Source organism: Azospirillaceae bacterium (assembly GCA_028283825.1).
In the GTDB taxonomy this organism is placed as follows: Bacteria; Pseudomonadota; Alphaproteobacteria; order Azospirillales; family Azospirillaceae; genus Nitrospirillum.
Genome location: JAPWJW010000003.1, coordinates 1317873 through 1334722 on the forward strand (window position 1 = coordinate 1317873; position 16850 = coordinate 1334722).

The window sequence follows — 16850 nt, forward strand, 5'->3', positions numbered from 1 at the left end:
AGGGCCAGTGACCACGTTCCTTAAATTCCTGGCCGCCCGCACTTGATCAGGGACGCGAATCACGCCGACAATGCAATCCGGCAGGCGGGAAAATCGGCGGGGTTCGTGAGAACGGACCTGAGCGATAGCGGGTTTGCAACGGGTTTGGGATGGTGGTTCCAAGCCATCGGGTGCAGATCATTGGGTGCAGGAGCGAGTGGTGGCAAGCATCGACGTCATGGATAGCCGGTCCCCAGCACCGGCAGGCCCGGCGGACGGCGCCGGACACTGGTCCACCTTCCATCTGCAGCGGCCGGACGGCGCGCAGCTGCGCCTGGGCGTGTGGCAGGACGGGGTGGGCGACGCCCCCTCGGGCCAGCGCGGCACCTGTGTGCTGGTCAACGGCCGCAGCGAATTCCTGGAAAAATATGCCGAACAGGCCGGGGAATGGGCGGCGCGCGGCTGGCGCGTGGTGTCCTTCGACTGGCGGGGCCAGGGCCTGTCGTCCCGCCCGCTGGCCAACCGGCAAAAGGGCCACATCGACGACTTCACCACTTACCTTGAGGATCTGGACGCCATCCTGGCGACCCTGTGCCCGCCCACCGGCCCGGTCATCGCCTTCGCCCACAGCATGGGCGGCCACCTGATGCTGCGCCATGCGCTGGATTGCGACATGGCGTTGGAGGTGCCGCGCCTCAACGCCCTGATCCTGTCGGCCGCGATGCTGGAGGTGCACACCGCCCCCCTGCCCCACCGTGTCGTCAGCCTGCTGGCCGCGTTGGCCTGCCATCGTGGCCGGGCGGAGGATTACGCCCCCGGCCAGCATGACTTCGATCCCGCCACGGCGCAGACCTTCGCCAACAACCCCCTGACCGGCGACGCTGAAAGATTTCGCGTGGCGCTGGACGCCTACGCCGCCCAACCCGACCTGATCCTGGGGGGCGTCACCTATGGCTGGCTGGCGGCCGCGTGCCGGTCCATCGACCATCTGCGCCGGATCAACGTGGCCAACCTGACATTGCCGGTCCAGTTCCTGGCGGCCGGCAATGACCGGGTGGTGCGGTCATCCGCCCTGCGCACCATGTCCCGCCGCCTGCCCAATGCCCAGTTCCACCGCTATCCCGGCGCCCAGCATGAGTTGATGATGGAGCGCAACGCCATCCGCCAGGCGGTCTGGGCCGACATCGACGATTTCCTGGAAGATCAGGGGTTTTAGCCCCGCTCCCCATCATCCGGCGGCATCAGCATCAGGGGCTGCAAGGCCGGCGCCAGGACGCGCAGCAGCTGGGCCGGCAGGGCGCTGGTGAAGTGGTAGTTGGCCGCCTGGGCGCCGTGGACATGGGCGGTGATGACGCCGAAGAAACGGTCGCCCGCATAGAAGACAAAGGTGGCGGTGCGGTTCACCACCCGTGATTCCAGCAGCACGCCGCCAGGGCCGAAGCGGTCGAAGCGCTGGTCGCCGGTGCCGGTCTTGCCACCCATGGGCAGGGGGTTGCCGGCGGCATCGTGGAAGGCGCCCTTGGCGCGCTGGGCGGTACCGTTCTGCACCACGTCCAGCAGATGGGCCCGCACCGTTTCCACCAGATCGTGGGACAGCACGCGTTCACCCTTCATCTGGTCGTCCACGCCCACCGTGGTGTCGTAGGGCGTGGCGGCGGCGAAGTGCAGGCGGGTGACACGCGCGGTGGGCAGGCGGATGCCGTCATTGACGATGATGCCCATCAGGTCGGCCAGGGCGCCGGGCCGGTCACCCGAACTGCCGATGGAGGTGGCGTAGGACGGCACCAGCGATTCGAAGGGATATCCCAGCCGTTTCCAGTCGGCATGGATGCGGGAGAACGCCTCCTCCTCCAGCACGATGCCGATGCGGGTGTCCTGCGCGTGCTTGTAACGGGTGGAGAACAGCCACTGATAGCTTTCCTGCCGCGAATTGCTGCTTTCCTTCAGCATCTGGCGCTTGGGCGCCGACGGCGTTTCCTGCAGATAGGCCACCAGCCACAGTTCCAGGGGATGGACGCCGGCCATGTAGCCGCGGTCGTTCAGGCTCCATTGCTCCGGGTCCGCCTTTTCGAACAGGGCGGCGACGGTGGCGGGCTTCAGCGGCTGGGGCTTGGCGCCCGGCTTGTCGTCACCATCGCGCGCACCATGATCGGCCAGGAAGCGAGCCAAATCCGCCGACGTGGCGTTGGGCCGGACGGAGCGGTAGATGACGGCCAGGCGGTCGGCGCGGGCGCCAACCTTGGCCGCCAGCTTGTCCAGCGCCTTATCGGGGTTGAGGCCCTGGTAGTCCTGCCAGAAGCGATTCAGGAAGGCGCTGCCCTCGCGATCAGCGAACTGGGCCAGGTAGGTCTGGCGCGCCGGGTGGTGGGGGTCGTCCATAACGTCCACCTTCCGGGCCGGCCCTTCGGCGATGTAGTGGTTCACCACGTCGCGCATCAGGCGGATGAACACCAGGTTCACCGACCGGCGCAGCGCCTCCGATATCGTCAGGATGCGGTGGTCATCTTCCTTTTCGAAATTATTGAAGGTGTGCAGGCCGCCGCCGGTGAAGAAATGCTCCCCCGTGTTGGCGGAGTAGGTCCGCTCCATCGCCGCGTTCAGGAGGGCCGGCAGGCCCTGGTCGCCCGTGTCCGCCATTGTCTGGGTGGCCCAGCGGGTAAGGTTGTCGTCCGCAGCCGCCGAGATGGCCAGCAGGGCGGCGCGGTCGCGCTGGTGATAGTCGCGGTACAGCTTCTCAATGATCTCAAGATAGGAGATCAGGGTGCGCAGCTTGGCGGTGGAGCCCAGATCCAGCCGCGCGCCCTCGTTCAAATCCAGCGGCTGGTCCAGGGTATCGACCTGCACCCGCACCAGGTTGGCGTGGGGTGCGCGCTCATACAGCGTGACGGAATAGACGACCTTGGACGGGTCGGCACCCGACAGCAGCCGGTCACCGGTCAGGCCCAGTTCCGCCGTGGCCGCAGGCTCGGCCAGGCGCTTCAGCACGGCCGTCACCCGTTCCTGCGCCGCCTGGTCCAGGGTGGTGTCGGTCGTCAGGTCCAGCCGGTCCAACTGGTACAGGGTGTGGGCGCCCAGCATGGACAGCAGGCGGTTGCGGATGGCGTTCACCGCCTTCTGCTGCACGAAGGAGACGTCGGGCACGTCCGGCACCTCATCCCGGAACTTCAGCTGGAAGTTCTGGGCGGCGTCGCCCAGCGCCGGGGCGATGACGTGCGCCTGTTCCAGCACGCGCAGGTGCTCATTGCACAGCGCGTCCAGCGCCGACCGGTTGGTTGCCAGGTAGAAGGACGGCCGCCGCTGGGCCAGCAGCAGGCTCAACACCTGCTTGTAGACCACCGCCTGGGTCGCCAGTTCCTCTTCCGTCTGCGGCTGGTCGCGCAGGATCTGGTTGGCGGTGGCAAAGTCGGTGCCGTACCAGGCCCACAGGCCATCACCCAAACCGTTGATCTCCCCGATGCCGGCCCGGGCCGACAGGGGCGTGGAGTTCAGATAGTCCACCAGGATGCGGTAGCGGGTGGCCGTGGTGTCCGGCCCGTCCATATAGGCGCGCATGCTGGCCGACGCCATCTGGCGCAGCTTTTCCACGCCGTCGGCGGTCTGCCCGCCGGCGGAATGGCGGTACTTTTCCGTCTGGGTCGCAAGCGTGCTGCCGCCGATGCGCTGGCCGCCGGGGTTGACCACCTGCAAGGGGATCTGCGCCAGCGCCAGGCCGAACCGATCCCAATCCACCGCCGGGTTGCGGTTGGGATGGTCGGCGTCCAGCAGCTTGCGGTTCTCGATGAACAGCAGGGTGCGCGCCACCAGGGGCGGGACGGAGGCGTAATCGGTGAAGACCCGTTCGGGATAACTGGCGCCGTACAGCAGGGTGCCGCTGCGATCCAGCACGGTCAGGCCGGCGGACGTCTTCTCGCGATAGGGCGGATAGAAACTGAGGTCCAGGTAATCCAGCAGGGTGGGCGACATGCGCGCCTGGGCCGTCACCCGGTAGGGGCCGGCCGTCAGACGTTCCAGGAAGTTGGGGATCTGGGTATAGCCCAGCCGCTCATCATACGGGCCGTCGGTGGGATACCGCACGGCGGTGGTAGGCCCGGGATAGACGGCATAGCGCAAATCGCGGCCGATGCGGGCCAGCAGCACCGATTCGAAACCCGACGTCTGGGTTTCCACCCAGGCCGCCCCGCCGATACAGCCGACGATGGCCAGGCTGGTGGTCCAGCCCAGCAGGCGCACCCATAGCGGCGTGCCCCGGCGCCACCACCACGCCGTCTTCCTGGGCCCATCGGGCACGGCCTTGCGCGCCTTGGCCCCCGGCGCCAAGCGTGACACCGGCGGTCGCAGCGCCGCCAGCGTGTTGTCGCCCAGGCTGTTGTCGCTACTGGTAACCATCGCCCGCGTACGCGGTACCCCCCTCAGCAGGACCTGTCATAGGCCGCCAGGCACAGGCTCATCCCCAGACTTAACTAAGGGGCCTAATCCCGCCCGCGATCAAGCGGTATCAGGATCAGACTCCCACCCGAGGTAGCTCGTGCTGCCGTCAGATCCCGGACCGATCAGCGACCGATGGTGCTGCGCAGATGGGCCGCCAGGTCGCCCCGGGCCACGGCGGCCTGATCGCCGCTGTCCAGCCGCTTCACCGTGACGGTGCCGGCGGCCTTCTCATCCGGCCCCATCATCAGCACGACGGGGATGCCGGCGCGGTCGGCGTACTTCATCTGTTTGGCGATCTTCGCCGGCTCCAGATGCACCTCGACATTCAGGCCGGCGGTGCGCAGCTCACCCGCCAGGGCCAGATAGTCGGGCAGCAGCTCGGGCGCGAACTGGGTGACCAGCACGTCGATGGTGCTGGTCTGGTCCTTCACCAGGCCGGCCTGGTCCAGCACGTAGAACAGGCGGGTGGCACCGATGGAAATGCCGACACCCGGCAGCTTGCTCTTGGTGTACTGGCTGGCCAGGTTGTCGTAGCGCCCGCCGGAGCAGACGCTGCCCATCTGCGGGAAGTCGGTCAGGAAGGTCTCATACACCGTGCCGGTGTAGTAATCGAGACCGCGGGTGATGGAGAAGTTGACCCGGAAATGGCTGTCCGGCACGCCCAGCGCGCGCAGGCCCGCCACCACCTGGCTCAGCTCATCCAGGCCGGCCTGGGCCAGGTCACTGCCGCCGGCCAAATCCTTGGCCTGGGCCAGCATTTCATCCGTGGTGCCGTCGATGCCGACGAAGGCCAGGATGGCGTCCGCCACCTCGGCCGACAGCGCCTGTTCGCCGGTCAGGGTGGTGCGCACGGCTTCCACGCCCACCTTGGGCAGCTTGTCGATCTCGCGCAGGACGGCGGCCTGGGCCTCGCCCTCGGTCAGTCCCAACCCTTCCAGGAATCCCCGCAGGATCTTGCGGTTGGACAGGTTGATCTGGAAGGGGCCGACATTGATGCCCACCGCCGCCAGGTCGCGGAACACGGTGTAGATGACGGCCGGCATCTCCGCGTCATAGGCGACGGACAGGCTGTCCTTGCCGATGACGTCAATGTCGCACTGGTAGAACTCGCGGTAGCGGCCCTTCTGCGCCCGCTCGCCCCGGTAGACGCGCTGGATCTGATAGCGGCGGAAGGGGAAGCTGAGGTCGTGCTCATGCTCCGCCACGTAGCGGGCGGTGGGCACGGTCAGGTCGAAGCGCAGCGCGATCTCCGGCCGCTTGCCCTGTTCCAGGGCGCCGGTCGACTGCACGAAATAGATCTGCTTTTCCGTCTCGCCGCCCGACTTGGTCAGCAGCACGTCCACGGTCTCAAACACCGGGGTTTCGATCTGCAGGAAACCGAACCGCTCATACCCACGCCGGATGGTGTCCAGCATGCGCTGGAACGCGATCTGCTTGGACGGCAGCAGTTCCATGGTGCCGGGGGGCGTGCGGGGGGCGATCAGGGCCATGGGGCAAACTCGAGCTGGCTAAACGACGGATAAGAACCGGCTTCATACCCGATTTGCCCAGCCTCGCGCCACAGGCATGGGCGCCCCCGGTGATACCCGGGCCAGCGGGGGTTGAGCCCGGACGCCTGAGCGCGTAGGACTGGCGCCCGGACACCGCCCTATCCCAACGCTGCCCGGAAGCCTTGCCATGACCGCCGCCCGCCTGACCCTGCGCCGCCCCGACGACTGGCACCTGCATGTCCGCACCGGCGCCATGCTGAAGGCGGTGCTGCCCCATTCCGCACGGCAGATGGGCCGGGCCATCATCATGCCCAACCTGGTGCCGCCGGTGACCGACCGCACCGCCGCCAGCCGTTACAAGGCGGAGATCGAGGACGCGCTGGGCCCGGACGCCCGCTTCCAGCCGCTGATGACCGCCTACCTGACCGACGGCAGCAGCGCCGATGAGATCGCGGCCGGCTACGCCGAGGGCCTGTTCCGGGCGGTGAAGCTGTACCCCGCCCACGCCACCACCAATTCCGCCCACGGCGTGACCGACCTGGAAAACGTGGCCGGCGTGCTGGCCCGCATGCAGGACATCGGCATGCCCCTGCTGGTGCATGGTGAGGTGACGGACCCCGCCATCGACATCTTCGACCGTGAGGCCGTGTTCATCGAGCGCGTGCTGCTGCCCCTGATGGCGCGCTATCCGGCGCTGAAGATCGTGCTGGAACACGCCACCACGGAAGAGGCCGTGGCGGTGGTCGAGGCGCATGGCGCCAGCGGGCGCCTGGCCTGCACCATCACCGCCCACCACCTGATGATCAACCGGTCGTCCATCTTCGCCGGCGGCATCCGCCCGCACCTGTACTGCCTGCCCATCGCCAAGCGCGAGAAGCATCGCCTGGCGCTGCGCCGGGCCGCCACCTCGGGCCAGCCCTGGTTTTTCCTGGGCACCGACAGCGCGCCGCACCCCACCAGCCTGAAGGAAACCGGCTGCGGCTGTGCGGGCATCTACACGGCGGCCAGCGCCATCGAGCTGTACGCCCAGGTGTTCGATGAGGAAGGCAAGCTGGACGCGCTGGAGGCCTTCGCCAGCCTGAACGGCCCCCGCTTCCACGGCCTGGCCCCCAACGACGACACCATCACCCTGGTGCGCGACGGCTTCGTCGTGCCCGACCTGGTGGACGCCGGCGGCAGCAACGCCGTCCTGCCCTTCCGCTCCGGCGAGCGGCTGGACTGGCGGCTTGAAGATTAACGCCCCTCAATCGCCGGGCGCCGACATCCGTCGGCTTGGCTATCCTCACTGCGCCCTTCGGTACTCGCTCCGGCGGACCCCCGTTCTCGTATACAGGGCGCGCGTCCTACAACGGCATGAGTTACTTGCTCATGCCGTTGGTGTAATTACCCTCCCAATTCCCTTCAGTGCCCGAGGCCCCGATGATCGACGCCCAGACCGCCGCCAGCCTGACCGCCCGCATCCTGCTGGATATCAAGGCGATCCATTTCAACGCCGCCCAGCCCTTCATCCTGACCTCGGGCAAGGCCAGCCCGGTCTATATCGACTGCCGCAAGGTCATCAGCTTCCCCCGCGCCCGGTCGGCCATCATCGACTACGCCGCACAGACGGTGATGCGCGATGCCGGGTTCGAGGCGTTCGACGGTGTCGCCGGCGGTGAGACGGCCGGCATCCCCTACGCCGCCTGGATGGCCGACCGCATGGGCCTGCCCATGCAGTATATCCGCAAGAAGCCCAAGGGCTTTGGCCGCAACGCCCAGATCGAGGGCCAGTTCGCCGAGGGCGACCGGATCCTGCTGGTGGAAGACCTGACCACCGACGGCGGCAGCAAGGTGGGCTTCGTCAACGCCCTGCGCCAGGCGGGTGCGGTGTGTGAGCACGCCTTCGTCGTCTTCCACTACGGCATCTTCCCCAAGAGCCTGGAGACGATGAAGGAGATCGGCGTCACCCTGCACGCACTGACCACCTGGTGGGACGTGCTGAAGGTGGCCCGCGATTATAACTATTTCGACGTCGGAACGATGGCGGAAGTGGAGAAGTTCCTGCACGCCCCGGCCGAATGGTCGGCCGCCAACGGCGGCAAGGAAGGCTGAGCAGACGGCCTCCGCAGGAGCAGGCAGACCACCGGCGGCGGCATGGAGAAATCTACAGCCGCCGGGGAATGTCGGCGGATTCGTAGAACACGGCGGCGATGATCGGGCGGGGCTTCGCCTGATAGGCGATCCAATAGCTCCCCGCTTTCACCCAAGCTTGCCCCGGTCGGGCAAGGTGGGGGTAAGGCCGTGGTGCCGGTAGGCCGGCGTCGGGATGCTGAATGATCTTGTCGGAAGCTTCCGCCAATGCATCGGCTAGCCGCTGTACCGCCTCATATCGGTCAAGGCGCACATAATGCGCGACCAATCGACTGACCTGAAGGTCAGCCCGTGGCGCAAACGGGATCAACGGGATCGGACAGACCTGTGCGGCACGGTTGGCCGCGGTTCCGGTCGCATCCGCGCCAGGACGGCGCGAAGCTTGGCCTGCACTTCCTCACCCGGCACGGAGAGCCCGGCCTCAATTTCCGCGTCAGCGGCATCAAGGTCGGCAACCCAGTCCTGCACAGTCAGTTTGGTGGGGTCGCGGTCGGTCGTCATGTAGATAAAATGGCACCAGCCGGCGCCGCTGTCGAGGGCCCGCACTGCACCGCCAGCCGGCGGCACCGCTCCGCCGTGGCTTCATCCGCCGGGAACATGCACTCGATGCGCAATTCCTCCACCATCACATGGCGTGGCGTGCCGAAGGTGGTGAGGGTTGAGAAGAAGGACAGGGGCCGGCCGCCATCCTGCAACGCGCCGCCGCCGAACACGGTGGTGCACAACGGCAAGGGTGCCGCGTCCGGATCGCGGGAACGCCAGCGGACGGGGATGCCGGGATAGGACAGGATATCGTCCAACAGTGCCCGCAAGCCCTCATCCCGGGGCGTGGCGGCCAACTCACCATGCAGGTGACGCATCAGGTTGCCGGCCAGCGCATCCCATTCCAGAAGGGCCGGCCGCAAATCGTCGGGGTCGAACACCTGGCGCAGGATGTTGTTGTGTTTCGGCAGGCGGCCCAGCGCCAGCTTGGTGACCCGCGCCGCGGCACCGTTAATGCGCAGCACGTCCCAGCAGCGGTTCATCACCAGGGCGGGATAGGGTTCCTGCTGCGCCAGGATGGCGTCGATAGCCTGGCGTACCGGCGCCATCTGCGGCGTGGTCAGCGGCGCCTCGCTGTAGCGGGGCGCGTAACCGGCGGCCACCAGCAGGGCGTTGCGTTCCCGCAGTGGCATATCCAACGTATCGGCCAGCCGGGCCAGCAGTTCGCGGCTGGGCTGGGCCTTGCCGGTTTCCACGCAGCTGAGATGCCGGGTGGATACCCCCGCCTCCAGCGCCAGATCCATCTGGCTCATACGCCGTGCCGCCCGCCACTCGCGCAGCAGCAGGCCCAGCGGCGTCAGCCGGCCAGGGGAAATGGGTGTGGAATCGGCAAGGGCGGTGGCGATGGACATAAGGGGCGATGATACGGCGCCCGTCGGCAAAAGCCATGACCTGCGAGGTCAAGATTTCATGACCTGCCGCGTTATTGAGGCCGCGCGAGTGGCAGGCGTATCCGTTATCGGGTCCGCAACCTTCCCTTGGATGGAAGACGATGACGCAGCCCATCCCCCGCCGGCGCTTCCTGCAAGGCCTCACGGCCCTTGCCGCCGTCCCGCCCCTGGCGCGCAGCGCTCGTGCCGCGGCGTTGACCGGTACCGGCGCGCTGGACGCCGCCGCCTATCGGGCCTTGCGTCGATATGCCGGCACCCCCTTCGGCCAGATCGCCCACCTGGATCAAGGGAGCGGCCCGGCCGCCCTGTTCCTGCACGGCTTTCCCTTGAACGGTTTCCAATGGCGGGGCGCCATCGACCGGCTGGCCACCCATCGCCGCTGCCTGGCGCCGGATTTCTTGGGCCTGGGCTACACCCGCGTGCGGGACGGCCAGGCCGTCACCCCGGCGGCGCAGGTGGCCATGTTGGCCGCCTTCCTGGACACGGTCGGCGCCGATACCGTGGACATCGTGGCGAACGACAGCGGTGGGGCCGTGGCGCAATTGTTCCTGGTCCGCCATCCCGAACGGGTGCGCAGCCTGCTGCTGACCAACTGCGATACCGAGCCCGACAGCCCGCCGGCCGCGATGGGGCCGGTGCTGGAGTGCGCACGGGCCGGCACCTATGCCGACCAATGGCTGGCGCCCTGGGTGCTGGACAAGGCCCTGGCCCGCAGCGCCCAAGGCCTGGGCGGCATGACCTTCAGCGACCCGGCCCAGCCGTCGGACGAGGCCATCGACTATTACCTGGGCCCCCTGGTCGCCGGTCCCCACCACAAGGACCTGGTCCACGCCTACACCCTGGGCCTGGCGCCCAATCCGTTGGCCGGCATCGAGAAGGATTTGAAGCGTGTCACCGTGCCCACCCGCATCGTCTGGGGCATGGCCGACACCATTTTCGATGCGGCCGGCGCCGATTATCTGGCGCGAACCCTGCCCAATTGCCAGGGCGTGCGCCGCCTGCCCCGGGCCAAGCTGTTCTTCCCCGAGGAATATCCGGATGTCATCGCGGAGGAAGCCAAGCGGCTATGGGGCGTCACCGCCTGACCGCACACAGCAAAAAGCCCCGCAGGATCGCTCCCGCGAGGCTTTCGCTTAAGAGTTCAGGTGTACCGCTTAGGCGGCACGGACCTGCTGCAGGAAGCGGTCCACCTGACCGGCCAGGGTGTCGGACTGCTGGGCCAGGCCCGTGGCCGCACCCAGCACCTGGTTGGCGGACTTGCCCGTGTCCTCGGCCGCGTGCTGCAGCGAGCCGATGTTGCGCGACACTTCCATCGTGCCCATGGAGGCCTGCTGGACGTTGCGGGCGATTTCCTTCGTCGCGGCGTCCTGCTCTTCCACCGCACCGGCGACCATGTCGGAGATGTCGTTAATCTCGGCGATGGTCTTGGAGATGATGATGATGGCGTCGACCGCGTCGCGGGTGGCGTCCTGCATCGTGGAGATCTGGGCGGAGATTTCCTCCGTCGCCTTGGCCGTCTGGTTGGCCAGGCTCTTCACTTCCGACGCCACGACCGCGAAGCCCTTGCCGGCTTCACCGGCGCGCGCCGCCTCGATGGTGGCGTTCAGCGCCAGCAGGTTGGTCTGGCTGGCGATGTCGCTGATCAGCTTCACCACGTCGCCGATGCTCTGGGCCCGCGAGGCCAGCGACTGCACGGTCTCGTTGGTCTTCTCGGCGGTGGAGGCCGCCGCCTTGGCGATACGGGCCGAGGTGTTGACCTGGTTGGAAATCTCGGCCAGAGAGCCGGCCAGTTCCTCGGTGGCGCTGGCGACCGACTGCACGTTGGCCGAGGCCTGCTGCGTAGCGGCGGCGACGGCGCCGGCCTGGCTGCGGCTTTCGTCGGCGGAACCGGACAGGGTCTGGGCGCTGGACTGCATGCGGGTGGCGGCTTCGGACACCTGGGCCACCACGCCCTGGACGGAGCTTTGGAACTCATCGGCCAGGCGGTTCATCATGCGCCGCTTCTCTTCCGCCGCCTCACGCTCGGCCGCTTCCTGCACCTTCTTCAGGCGCTCCACTTCCAAGGCGTTGTCCTTGAACACCTGGACGGAGCTGGCCATGGCGCCGATCTCGTCGCCGCGCTCGGTACCGGTGATGTCCACGGCCAAGTCGCCGCCGGCCAGACGGCCCATGGCGGTCTGCAGGGTGGTCAACGGGCGGCTGACCAGGAAGTGCAGCAACACGCCCAGGATGCCGACCAGCACCGCCAGCACGACGATGGCGGCCACGACCGAGCTGGTCACCGTGGACGAGATGGCCTCGTTCAGGCCCTGGCGGCTCCATGCCACTTCCAGCGTGCCGACCTGGTCATGGTTGGCGCCGGCGCGCACCGGGGCTATGACGATCAGATGGTCACCGCGGTCGAAGGCCTTGGTCTCGGTGGCCTTCTTGGGCAGTTCCTTGTCTTTTTCGAAGGCGTAGGACGGCAGGGTCTTGCTGTCGAAGCTGTCCAGCGACTCGCCATCCGTGTCGTTGACACGCACGCCCGCCAGGCTGCCGCCGGCGCGGGTGCTGAGTTCGGCGTAGGCGTCGGCGATGGATTCCTGCTGCTTGAAGCGGACGGCGGCGCTCATCTGCTGCGCCAGCATTTCCGTTTCCTGGCGTTCGGACGCCACGGACTGCGCCAGCATGGCCTTATGCATCTGGTAGGAACTGATACCGATGACAACGCCCAAACCAATAATCGTCGGAATGGCGACAGCGGGGGCGATCTTGCGCCCAATGGTAAACCAGCTCTTGGAATTCTCCGGCTTCCTCGCTAGGCCGCCGATACGCCCGAACAACCCATCCGCCTCATATGACATTATTTACTACCCCTGCTCTTGTTCATTGCCCCCGCGCCGACGCCGGCGGCAAAAACCACCCCTATCGACCCACGCGCGCATTCCCCGCGCCTGTAGTCTAACCCCATGCCCCAAGGTACCCACCCTTCTGCCATCTGGACAAAACGGCGCGCTTGGGCCTTGGGCTAATACCTAGACATGCTTTCGCAGACCTGTAAACTGACTTATAAACTTGACTACAGTTAATGTCGCCAATGGGCAGAACGATTGGAATTTATCCTTCGCGAGGATGGAAAGATTTCTGTCAGAATCCATTGGGGGCGATTCTGAACAAATCACCGGAATCCCAAGGTGATAGGTCGCGGGGGCAGATAAGGTGGGGACAGGGGCTGCCAGCCCCGACGTTTTTCTTAGCATTTTAAGTAATAAAAATTCGGCGAGAACGACATGGTCGTTTTCAATCCGTATGCCGTTGCGGTCGGCGGGCCAGCCCCCACGGGGGCTCAACCGAACGTCGCCTCTACGGCAAAACAGGGTGAGGCGTTCAGCGCACGCCTCTGGAATCCAGGGGAAAAAATCCCCTAACCATCTGGTGGGCAGTCATTTTTGACTTCGGGCATTCTGTGACTCTGGGAGGTCGATTCAGATGATGAAACGGGCTGCGGTCGCGGTGGTGGCGATCGGATTGGGGGCGACTGGGGTGGCGCGGGCCGAATGCACGCTGGGGGCGGCCCCCACCGTGCCGGACGGCAGCAAGGCCGCGGAGGCGGAGATGCAGGCGACCAACGCCGCCGTGAAGAAGTTCATGGCCGAAACCCAGGACTACATGAGTTGCCTGGAATTTGAAGGCAAGAACGGGTCCACGAACTGGCAAAAGAAGTACAACGATGCCGTGGACCAGATGCAGAAGCTGGCCGGCGACTTCAACAAACAGTTGAAGGCCTTTAAGTCCAAATAATCAGGCATTCCCTTACGGCCGCCCGCGTGGGACCGGCCGTAGGGGAATCCGCTGCATGAGCAGGCGTCGCCGGGATGGGTCAGGGCTGGTGCGGCGATTGGTCGCCAGCGGGCTTGCTGGTCGTCGCCTTGCCCTTGGGTGCCGCCCCCGGCGGCCCTTCCAGCGGCACCGTCACCACCGTTGGTGGTTTGCGCGGCGTGGTGATGGGCGGCATGGTCAAGCCCTGTGGCTGGGGGGCAATACCGGAATAGGGCGAGTGCTTAGGCTCCGGCGGGCGCACCAGATGACGGGCCACCAGATTGGCCAGGGCGGCATCGTCCCAGTTGTCCGTTGCCCGCCCCAGGCGCAGGATCACCAGGTCGGCACCCTTGGACACGTACAGGCGCTGACCGCCCACCCCTGTCAGGAAAACGGTGTCGGCCTCGGTGAAGGGCTCTGACGCCCGCACCGGACCGCCCCGTTCCCGCGGCCAGGCCAGGCGGACGCGCATGCCCTCATTCCGGGCGAACAGGGTCGGGCTTTGGGTCGCCTCGGCCCACGGCGTGGACAGGACGGGGTGGCCATCGACCTGGCCATTGTCCTTCAGCAATAGGCCCAGGCGCAGCCAGTCGCGGGCCGTGGCCTTGACGCAGCAGGTCAGCACGGCGGCATGCCCCCGGTCGTCCAGCAGCATTTCCGCCGGCCGCGCGCCCAGCGGCGCCCATAAGGCGCTGGAAAGATAAGCCGCCAGCGGCTGTTTGGTCGCGCGTTCCAGCACCAGGCCCAGGAGCTGGATTTCAATGTCGGTCGGCTTGTAGCGGGTGCCAGCCTCCGCCTCCAGCGGCAGGGCCTTCGCCCATGCGCCGGCGTCCGCCTGCAAGGTCCCGGACGCGGCCGGCCCTGCCGGCATCTGCCGTAGCAGGGCGCCCCCTTCGCCCAAACCGCTGGTTCCCACCAGCAGGTCGCGAATGGTGATGCGGCCCCGCGGATCGTCGGCCCATTCGGTCAGAACGCGACTCAGGGGTTCGTCGGCGGAACTGAGGAAACCGTCCTGGATGGCCTTGCCGGTCAGCAGGACCATCAGGCCCGCCTGCAGGCCGCCGCTGTCCACCAGGTCGGACGGGCGGGCGCCGTTGGCGTAGTCCTCCACCTGCAAGGCGCCGCGGTACCAGACCAACAGGGCGCTGGTGCCGGTGGACGACTCGAAAGCATGCAGGGCCTTCACGCCCTCATCCGTGATCTGGCGGTCATCGGGTGAGGCCACGGCAAGGACGGGGCCGTCGCCGCCCGCCACCTCCACCGTCACCGGTCCCTGTGGCGGGGGCGGTGCCTGCACCACCGGCGCGACCGGTGGCGGAAAGGGCGCGGCGGGCCGCTTGCCCCAATGCGCCAGCAGCAACCCGCCGCCCACCGCCAGCACGATGACGGGCAGCAGGAACAGGACGGTGCGCCCCACGCCGGGCGGCTTGGGGCCCTGCGGGCTTGGCCGGGAACCCGGCGGGCCGGGCTTGGGCGCCCTGGGCTTGGATGGCCCTGGTTTAGACGGCTGAGACATTAACGGGCGACACTCCCAAAGGCGGATTCCGGCAACAGCCTTGGCCGCGACTATGGCACGGCCAAGGCGGTGAGAATCGGCGTCGGGGTGTTACTGACGCGCGCGCACCGGATAATCCACACCGTCGACCACTTCCCAGCTGCCGTCGGTCTGGCGGCAGATGAAGCCGGTCTGGTGGCGGAACAACTGCCCCTGGAAGACCACGGAATGGAATTCGCGGCAGGGGCGGTTCTTGGCGTCGAAACCATCGCGCAGCATCTTGATGGTACCCTGGCGCCCGGTTTCCGGGTTGGTCCAGGTTACCGTCTCCTGCAACGGCTTGGTCGTCGCGTCCTTCAGGGCCGCCTGCAGGACGGCAATGTCGCTGGGCTCCAGCACGATATCGGTGGGCGGCGGCTTGGGCGCCTCGACAACCGGCGCCGGCGGGGGGGCCGCAGGCTTCTCGTCAGGCTTGGCGGCGCAGCCCGCCAGCGCCAGCAGCATCAGTCCGGCAACCGGCAGCTTCATCTTCATCCCCATGATTCCTGATTCCCTCAACACGCCCCCGTCTTGGCCGGCGCCCCACTTGAGCGCCCCTTGTGCCAAAGGTGACGGGGCGCGCGCAATCCCCGCCGAAGCCAGACCCCCGAAAGAAAGTCGTGTCAGACCTTAAGGCCGAGGGGGCTGGGAGACGTGGTCCAGTTGTAAACCCCCTCCCCTTCAAATACACAACTGGCATACTGCCTCATCATCCAGCGTCCTGAATTGCCAGTGCCAGGGGCCTGCCGCGCATGAACGACATTAAGACCGGCGTAAACCCCCTCTTCCTGCGGGAGGAGGAGCTTCGGCAGGCGATGGAGATGCTGTTCTACGCCTACCGCGACTTCACGGCCGAACCCGACACCATGCTGGAGAAGATCGGCCTGGGCCGGGCGCACCATCGCGTCATCTATTTCGTGGGCCGCCACCCCCACATCACCGTGACCGACCTGCTGGGCATCCTGCGCATCACCAAGCAAAGCCTGTCGCGGGTGCTGCAGGATCTGGTGCGTGAGGAATATGTGGTGCAGCGCCAGGGCACGCGCGATCGCCGCCAGCGCCTGCTGGACCTGACGGCCAAGGGCCAGGAACTGGAACGCCAGCTGTCCGAACCCCAGCGCCAACTGATCGCCCGCGCCTACCGCCGCGCTGGCGCGGAGGCGGTGGAGGGCTTCCGCAAGGTGATGGTCGGCATCATGGACGACGCCGACCGGGACAAGTTCGTGCAGACGCGCCCCACGCCGGCCCTTCCAGGCAAACGGTAACGGGGTTCGGCCGGCGGCACTTTGGCGGACGGGCGGCTGTGGTATGCTGCCCACCCCAGCCCTTCCCCCCAAACGGTTCCGGCCATGACGCTGACCCAAACCCTGCCCGAGGAGCAGCCCCACATCCTGGTGGTTGACGACGACGACCGCCTGCGGGAGGCCCTGCGCCGCTATCTATCGCAGAACGGCTTCATCGTCTCAGCGGCGGCGGACGCGGCGGCGGCACGGCGCATGCTGGCCTCGCTCAGTTTCGACCTCATGGTGCTGGACGTCCGCATGCCGGGCGAGTCGGGCCTGGAACTGACCCGGTCCCTGCGCACGGACGGGGGCCTGCCCATCCTGCTGCTGACCGCCAACGGCCAGCCGGACGACCGCATCGCCGGGCTGGAGGCGGGGGCCGACGACTATCTGCCCAAGCCGTTCGAACCGCGCGAACTGGTGCTGCGCATCACCTCCATCCTGCGGCGCCTGCCCAAGCCCGCCGTGCCGACGGCGGAGGTGCGGATCGGCCGCTGGATATTCGACGCCGACCGGGAGGAGTTGCGTTCCAGCGATGAGACGGTGCGCCTGACCAGCGGCGAAGCCGGCCTGTTGCGCACGCTGGCGGCCCAGCCGGGCACCGTTTTCACCCGCGAGGATCTGGGCCGCGCCGGCATCGACAGCAATGCCCGCGCCATCGACGTGCAGGTGACCCGCCTGCGCCGCAAGATCGAGACCGACCCGCGCCAGCCGCGCTACCTGCAGACCGTGCGGGGCGAAGGCTATGTGCTGCGGCCGGATTGAGGATGAACAG

At 67.2% G+C, this 16850-nt stretch carries 13 protein-coding genes; 7 read left to right on the plus strand and 6 right to left on the minus strand.

The genetic code is table 11. The features are described from left to right. The first annotated feature begins 199 nt into the window (after positions 1–199). On the plus strand, positions 200–1195 hold the full coding sequence (locus PW843_17955; protein ID MDE1148473.1) for an alpha/beta hydrolase: 996 nt from the start codon (positions 200–202) through the stop codon (positions 1193–1195). Here the strand turns inward: PW843_17955 and PW843_17960 are convergent. Further along, a complete protein-coding gene (locus tag PW843_17960; protein MDE1148474.1) occupies positions 1192–4365 on the minus strand; it encodes a transglycosylase domain-containing protein in 3174 nt (1057 codons plus the stop codon). The two genes, PW843_17955 and PW843_17960, sit on opposite strands and share 4 nt — an antisense overlap. A gap of 164 nt (positions 4366–4529) precedes the next feature. Continuing rightward, a complete protein-coding gene (gene hisS / locus PW843_17965; GenBank protein MDE1148475.1) occupies positions 4530–5897 on the minus strand; it encodes a histidine--tRNA ligase in 1368 nt (455 codons plus the stop codon). A 187-nt stretch (positions 5898–6084) separates the two neighbouring features. On the opposite strand from hisS, the gene pyrC reads away from it, so the two are divergent. Both pyrC and PW843_17975 read left to right on the plus strand, forming a co-directional pair. Further along, positions 6085–7134, plus strand: coding sequence for a dihydroorotase (gene pyrC, locus PW843_17970; protein MDE1148476.1), 1050 nt, complete (start codon positions 6085–6087; stop codon positions 7132–7134). Between the two features lie 182 nt (positions 7135–7316). Next, positions 7317–7988, plus strand: coding sequence for an orotate phosphoribosyltransferase (locus PW843_17975; GenBank protein ID MDE1148477.1), 672 nt, complete (start codon positions 7317–7319; stop codon positions 7986–7988). Positions 7989–8524: 536 nt separating this feature from the next. On the opposite strand, the gene PW843_17980 is transcribed toward PW843_17975, so the two are convergent. Continuing rightward, complete coding sequence (locus PW843_17980) at positions 8525–9421, minus strand: helix-turn-helix transcriptional regulator (GenBank protein MDE1148478.1); 897 nt, start codon at positions 9419–9421, stop codon at positions 8525–8527. A 140-nt stretch (positions 9422–9561) separates the two neighbouring features. On the opposite strand from PW843_17980, the gene PW843_17985 reads away from it, so the two are divergent. Next, a complete protein-coding gene (locus PW843_17985) occupies positions 9562–10545 on the plus strand; it encodes an alpha/beta hydrolase (GenBank protein ID MDE1148479.1) in 984 nt (327 codons plus the stop codon). Positions 10546–10614: 69 nt separating this feature from the next. Here the strand turns inward: PW843_17985 and PW843_17990 are convergent, their stop codons facing one another. After that, positions 10615–12129, minus strand: a complete 1515-nt coding sequence (locus tag PW843_17990) for a HAMP domain-containing methyl-accepting chemotaxis protein (protein MDE1148480.1) — start codon at positions 12127–12129, stop codon at positions 10615–10617. A 799-nt stretch (positions 12130–12928) separates the two neighbouring features. Here PW843_17990 and PW843_17995 point away from each other — a divergent pair. Continuing rightward, positions 12929–13240, plus strand: a complete 312-nt coding sequence (locus tag PW843_17995) for a hypothetical protein (GenBank protein ID MDE1148481.1) — start codon at positions 12929–12931, stop codon at positions 13238–13240. Between the two features lie 79 nt (positions 13241–13319). Here the strand turns inward: PW843_17995 and PW843_18000 are convergent, their stop codons facing one another. Beyond that, on the minus strand, positions 13320–14675 hold the full coding sequence (locus PW843_18000) for a serine hydrolase (GenBank protein MDE1148482.1): 1356 nt from the start codon (positions 14673–14675) through the stop codon (positions 13320–13322). 189 nt (positions 14676–14864) lie between these two features. Further along, a complete protein-coding gene (locus PW843_18005; GenBank protein MDE1148483.1) occupies positions 14865–15287 on the minus strand; it encodes an RT0821/Lpp0805 family surface protein in 423 nt (140 codons plus the stop codon). A gap of 257 nt (positions 15288–15544) precedes the next feature. Here PW843_18005 and PW843_18010 point away from each other — a divergent pair, with 257 nt between their 5' ends. Further along, positions 15545–16057, plus strand: a complete 513-nt coding sequence (locus PW843_18010) for a MarR family transcriptional regulator (GenBank protein ID MDE1148484.1) — start codon at positions 15545–15547, stop codon at positions 16055–16057. A gap of 84 nt (positions 16058–16141) precedes the next feature. After that, positions 16142–16840 carry a response regulator gene (locus PW843_18015; protein ID MDE1148485.1) on the plus strand — a complete coding sequence of 233 codons (699 nt, stop codon included), beginning with the start codon at positions 16142–16144 and terminating at the stop codon, positions 16838–16840. Positions 16841–16850 lie beyond the last annotated feature (10 nt).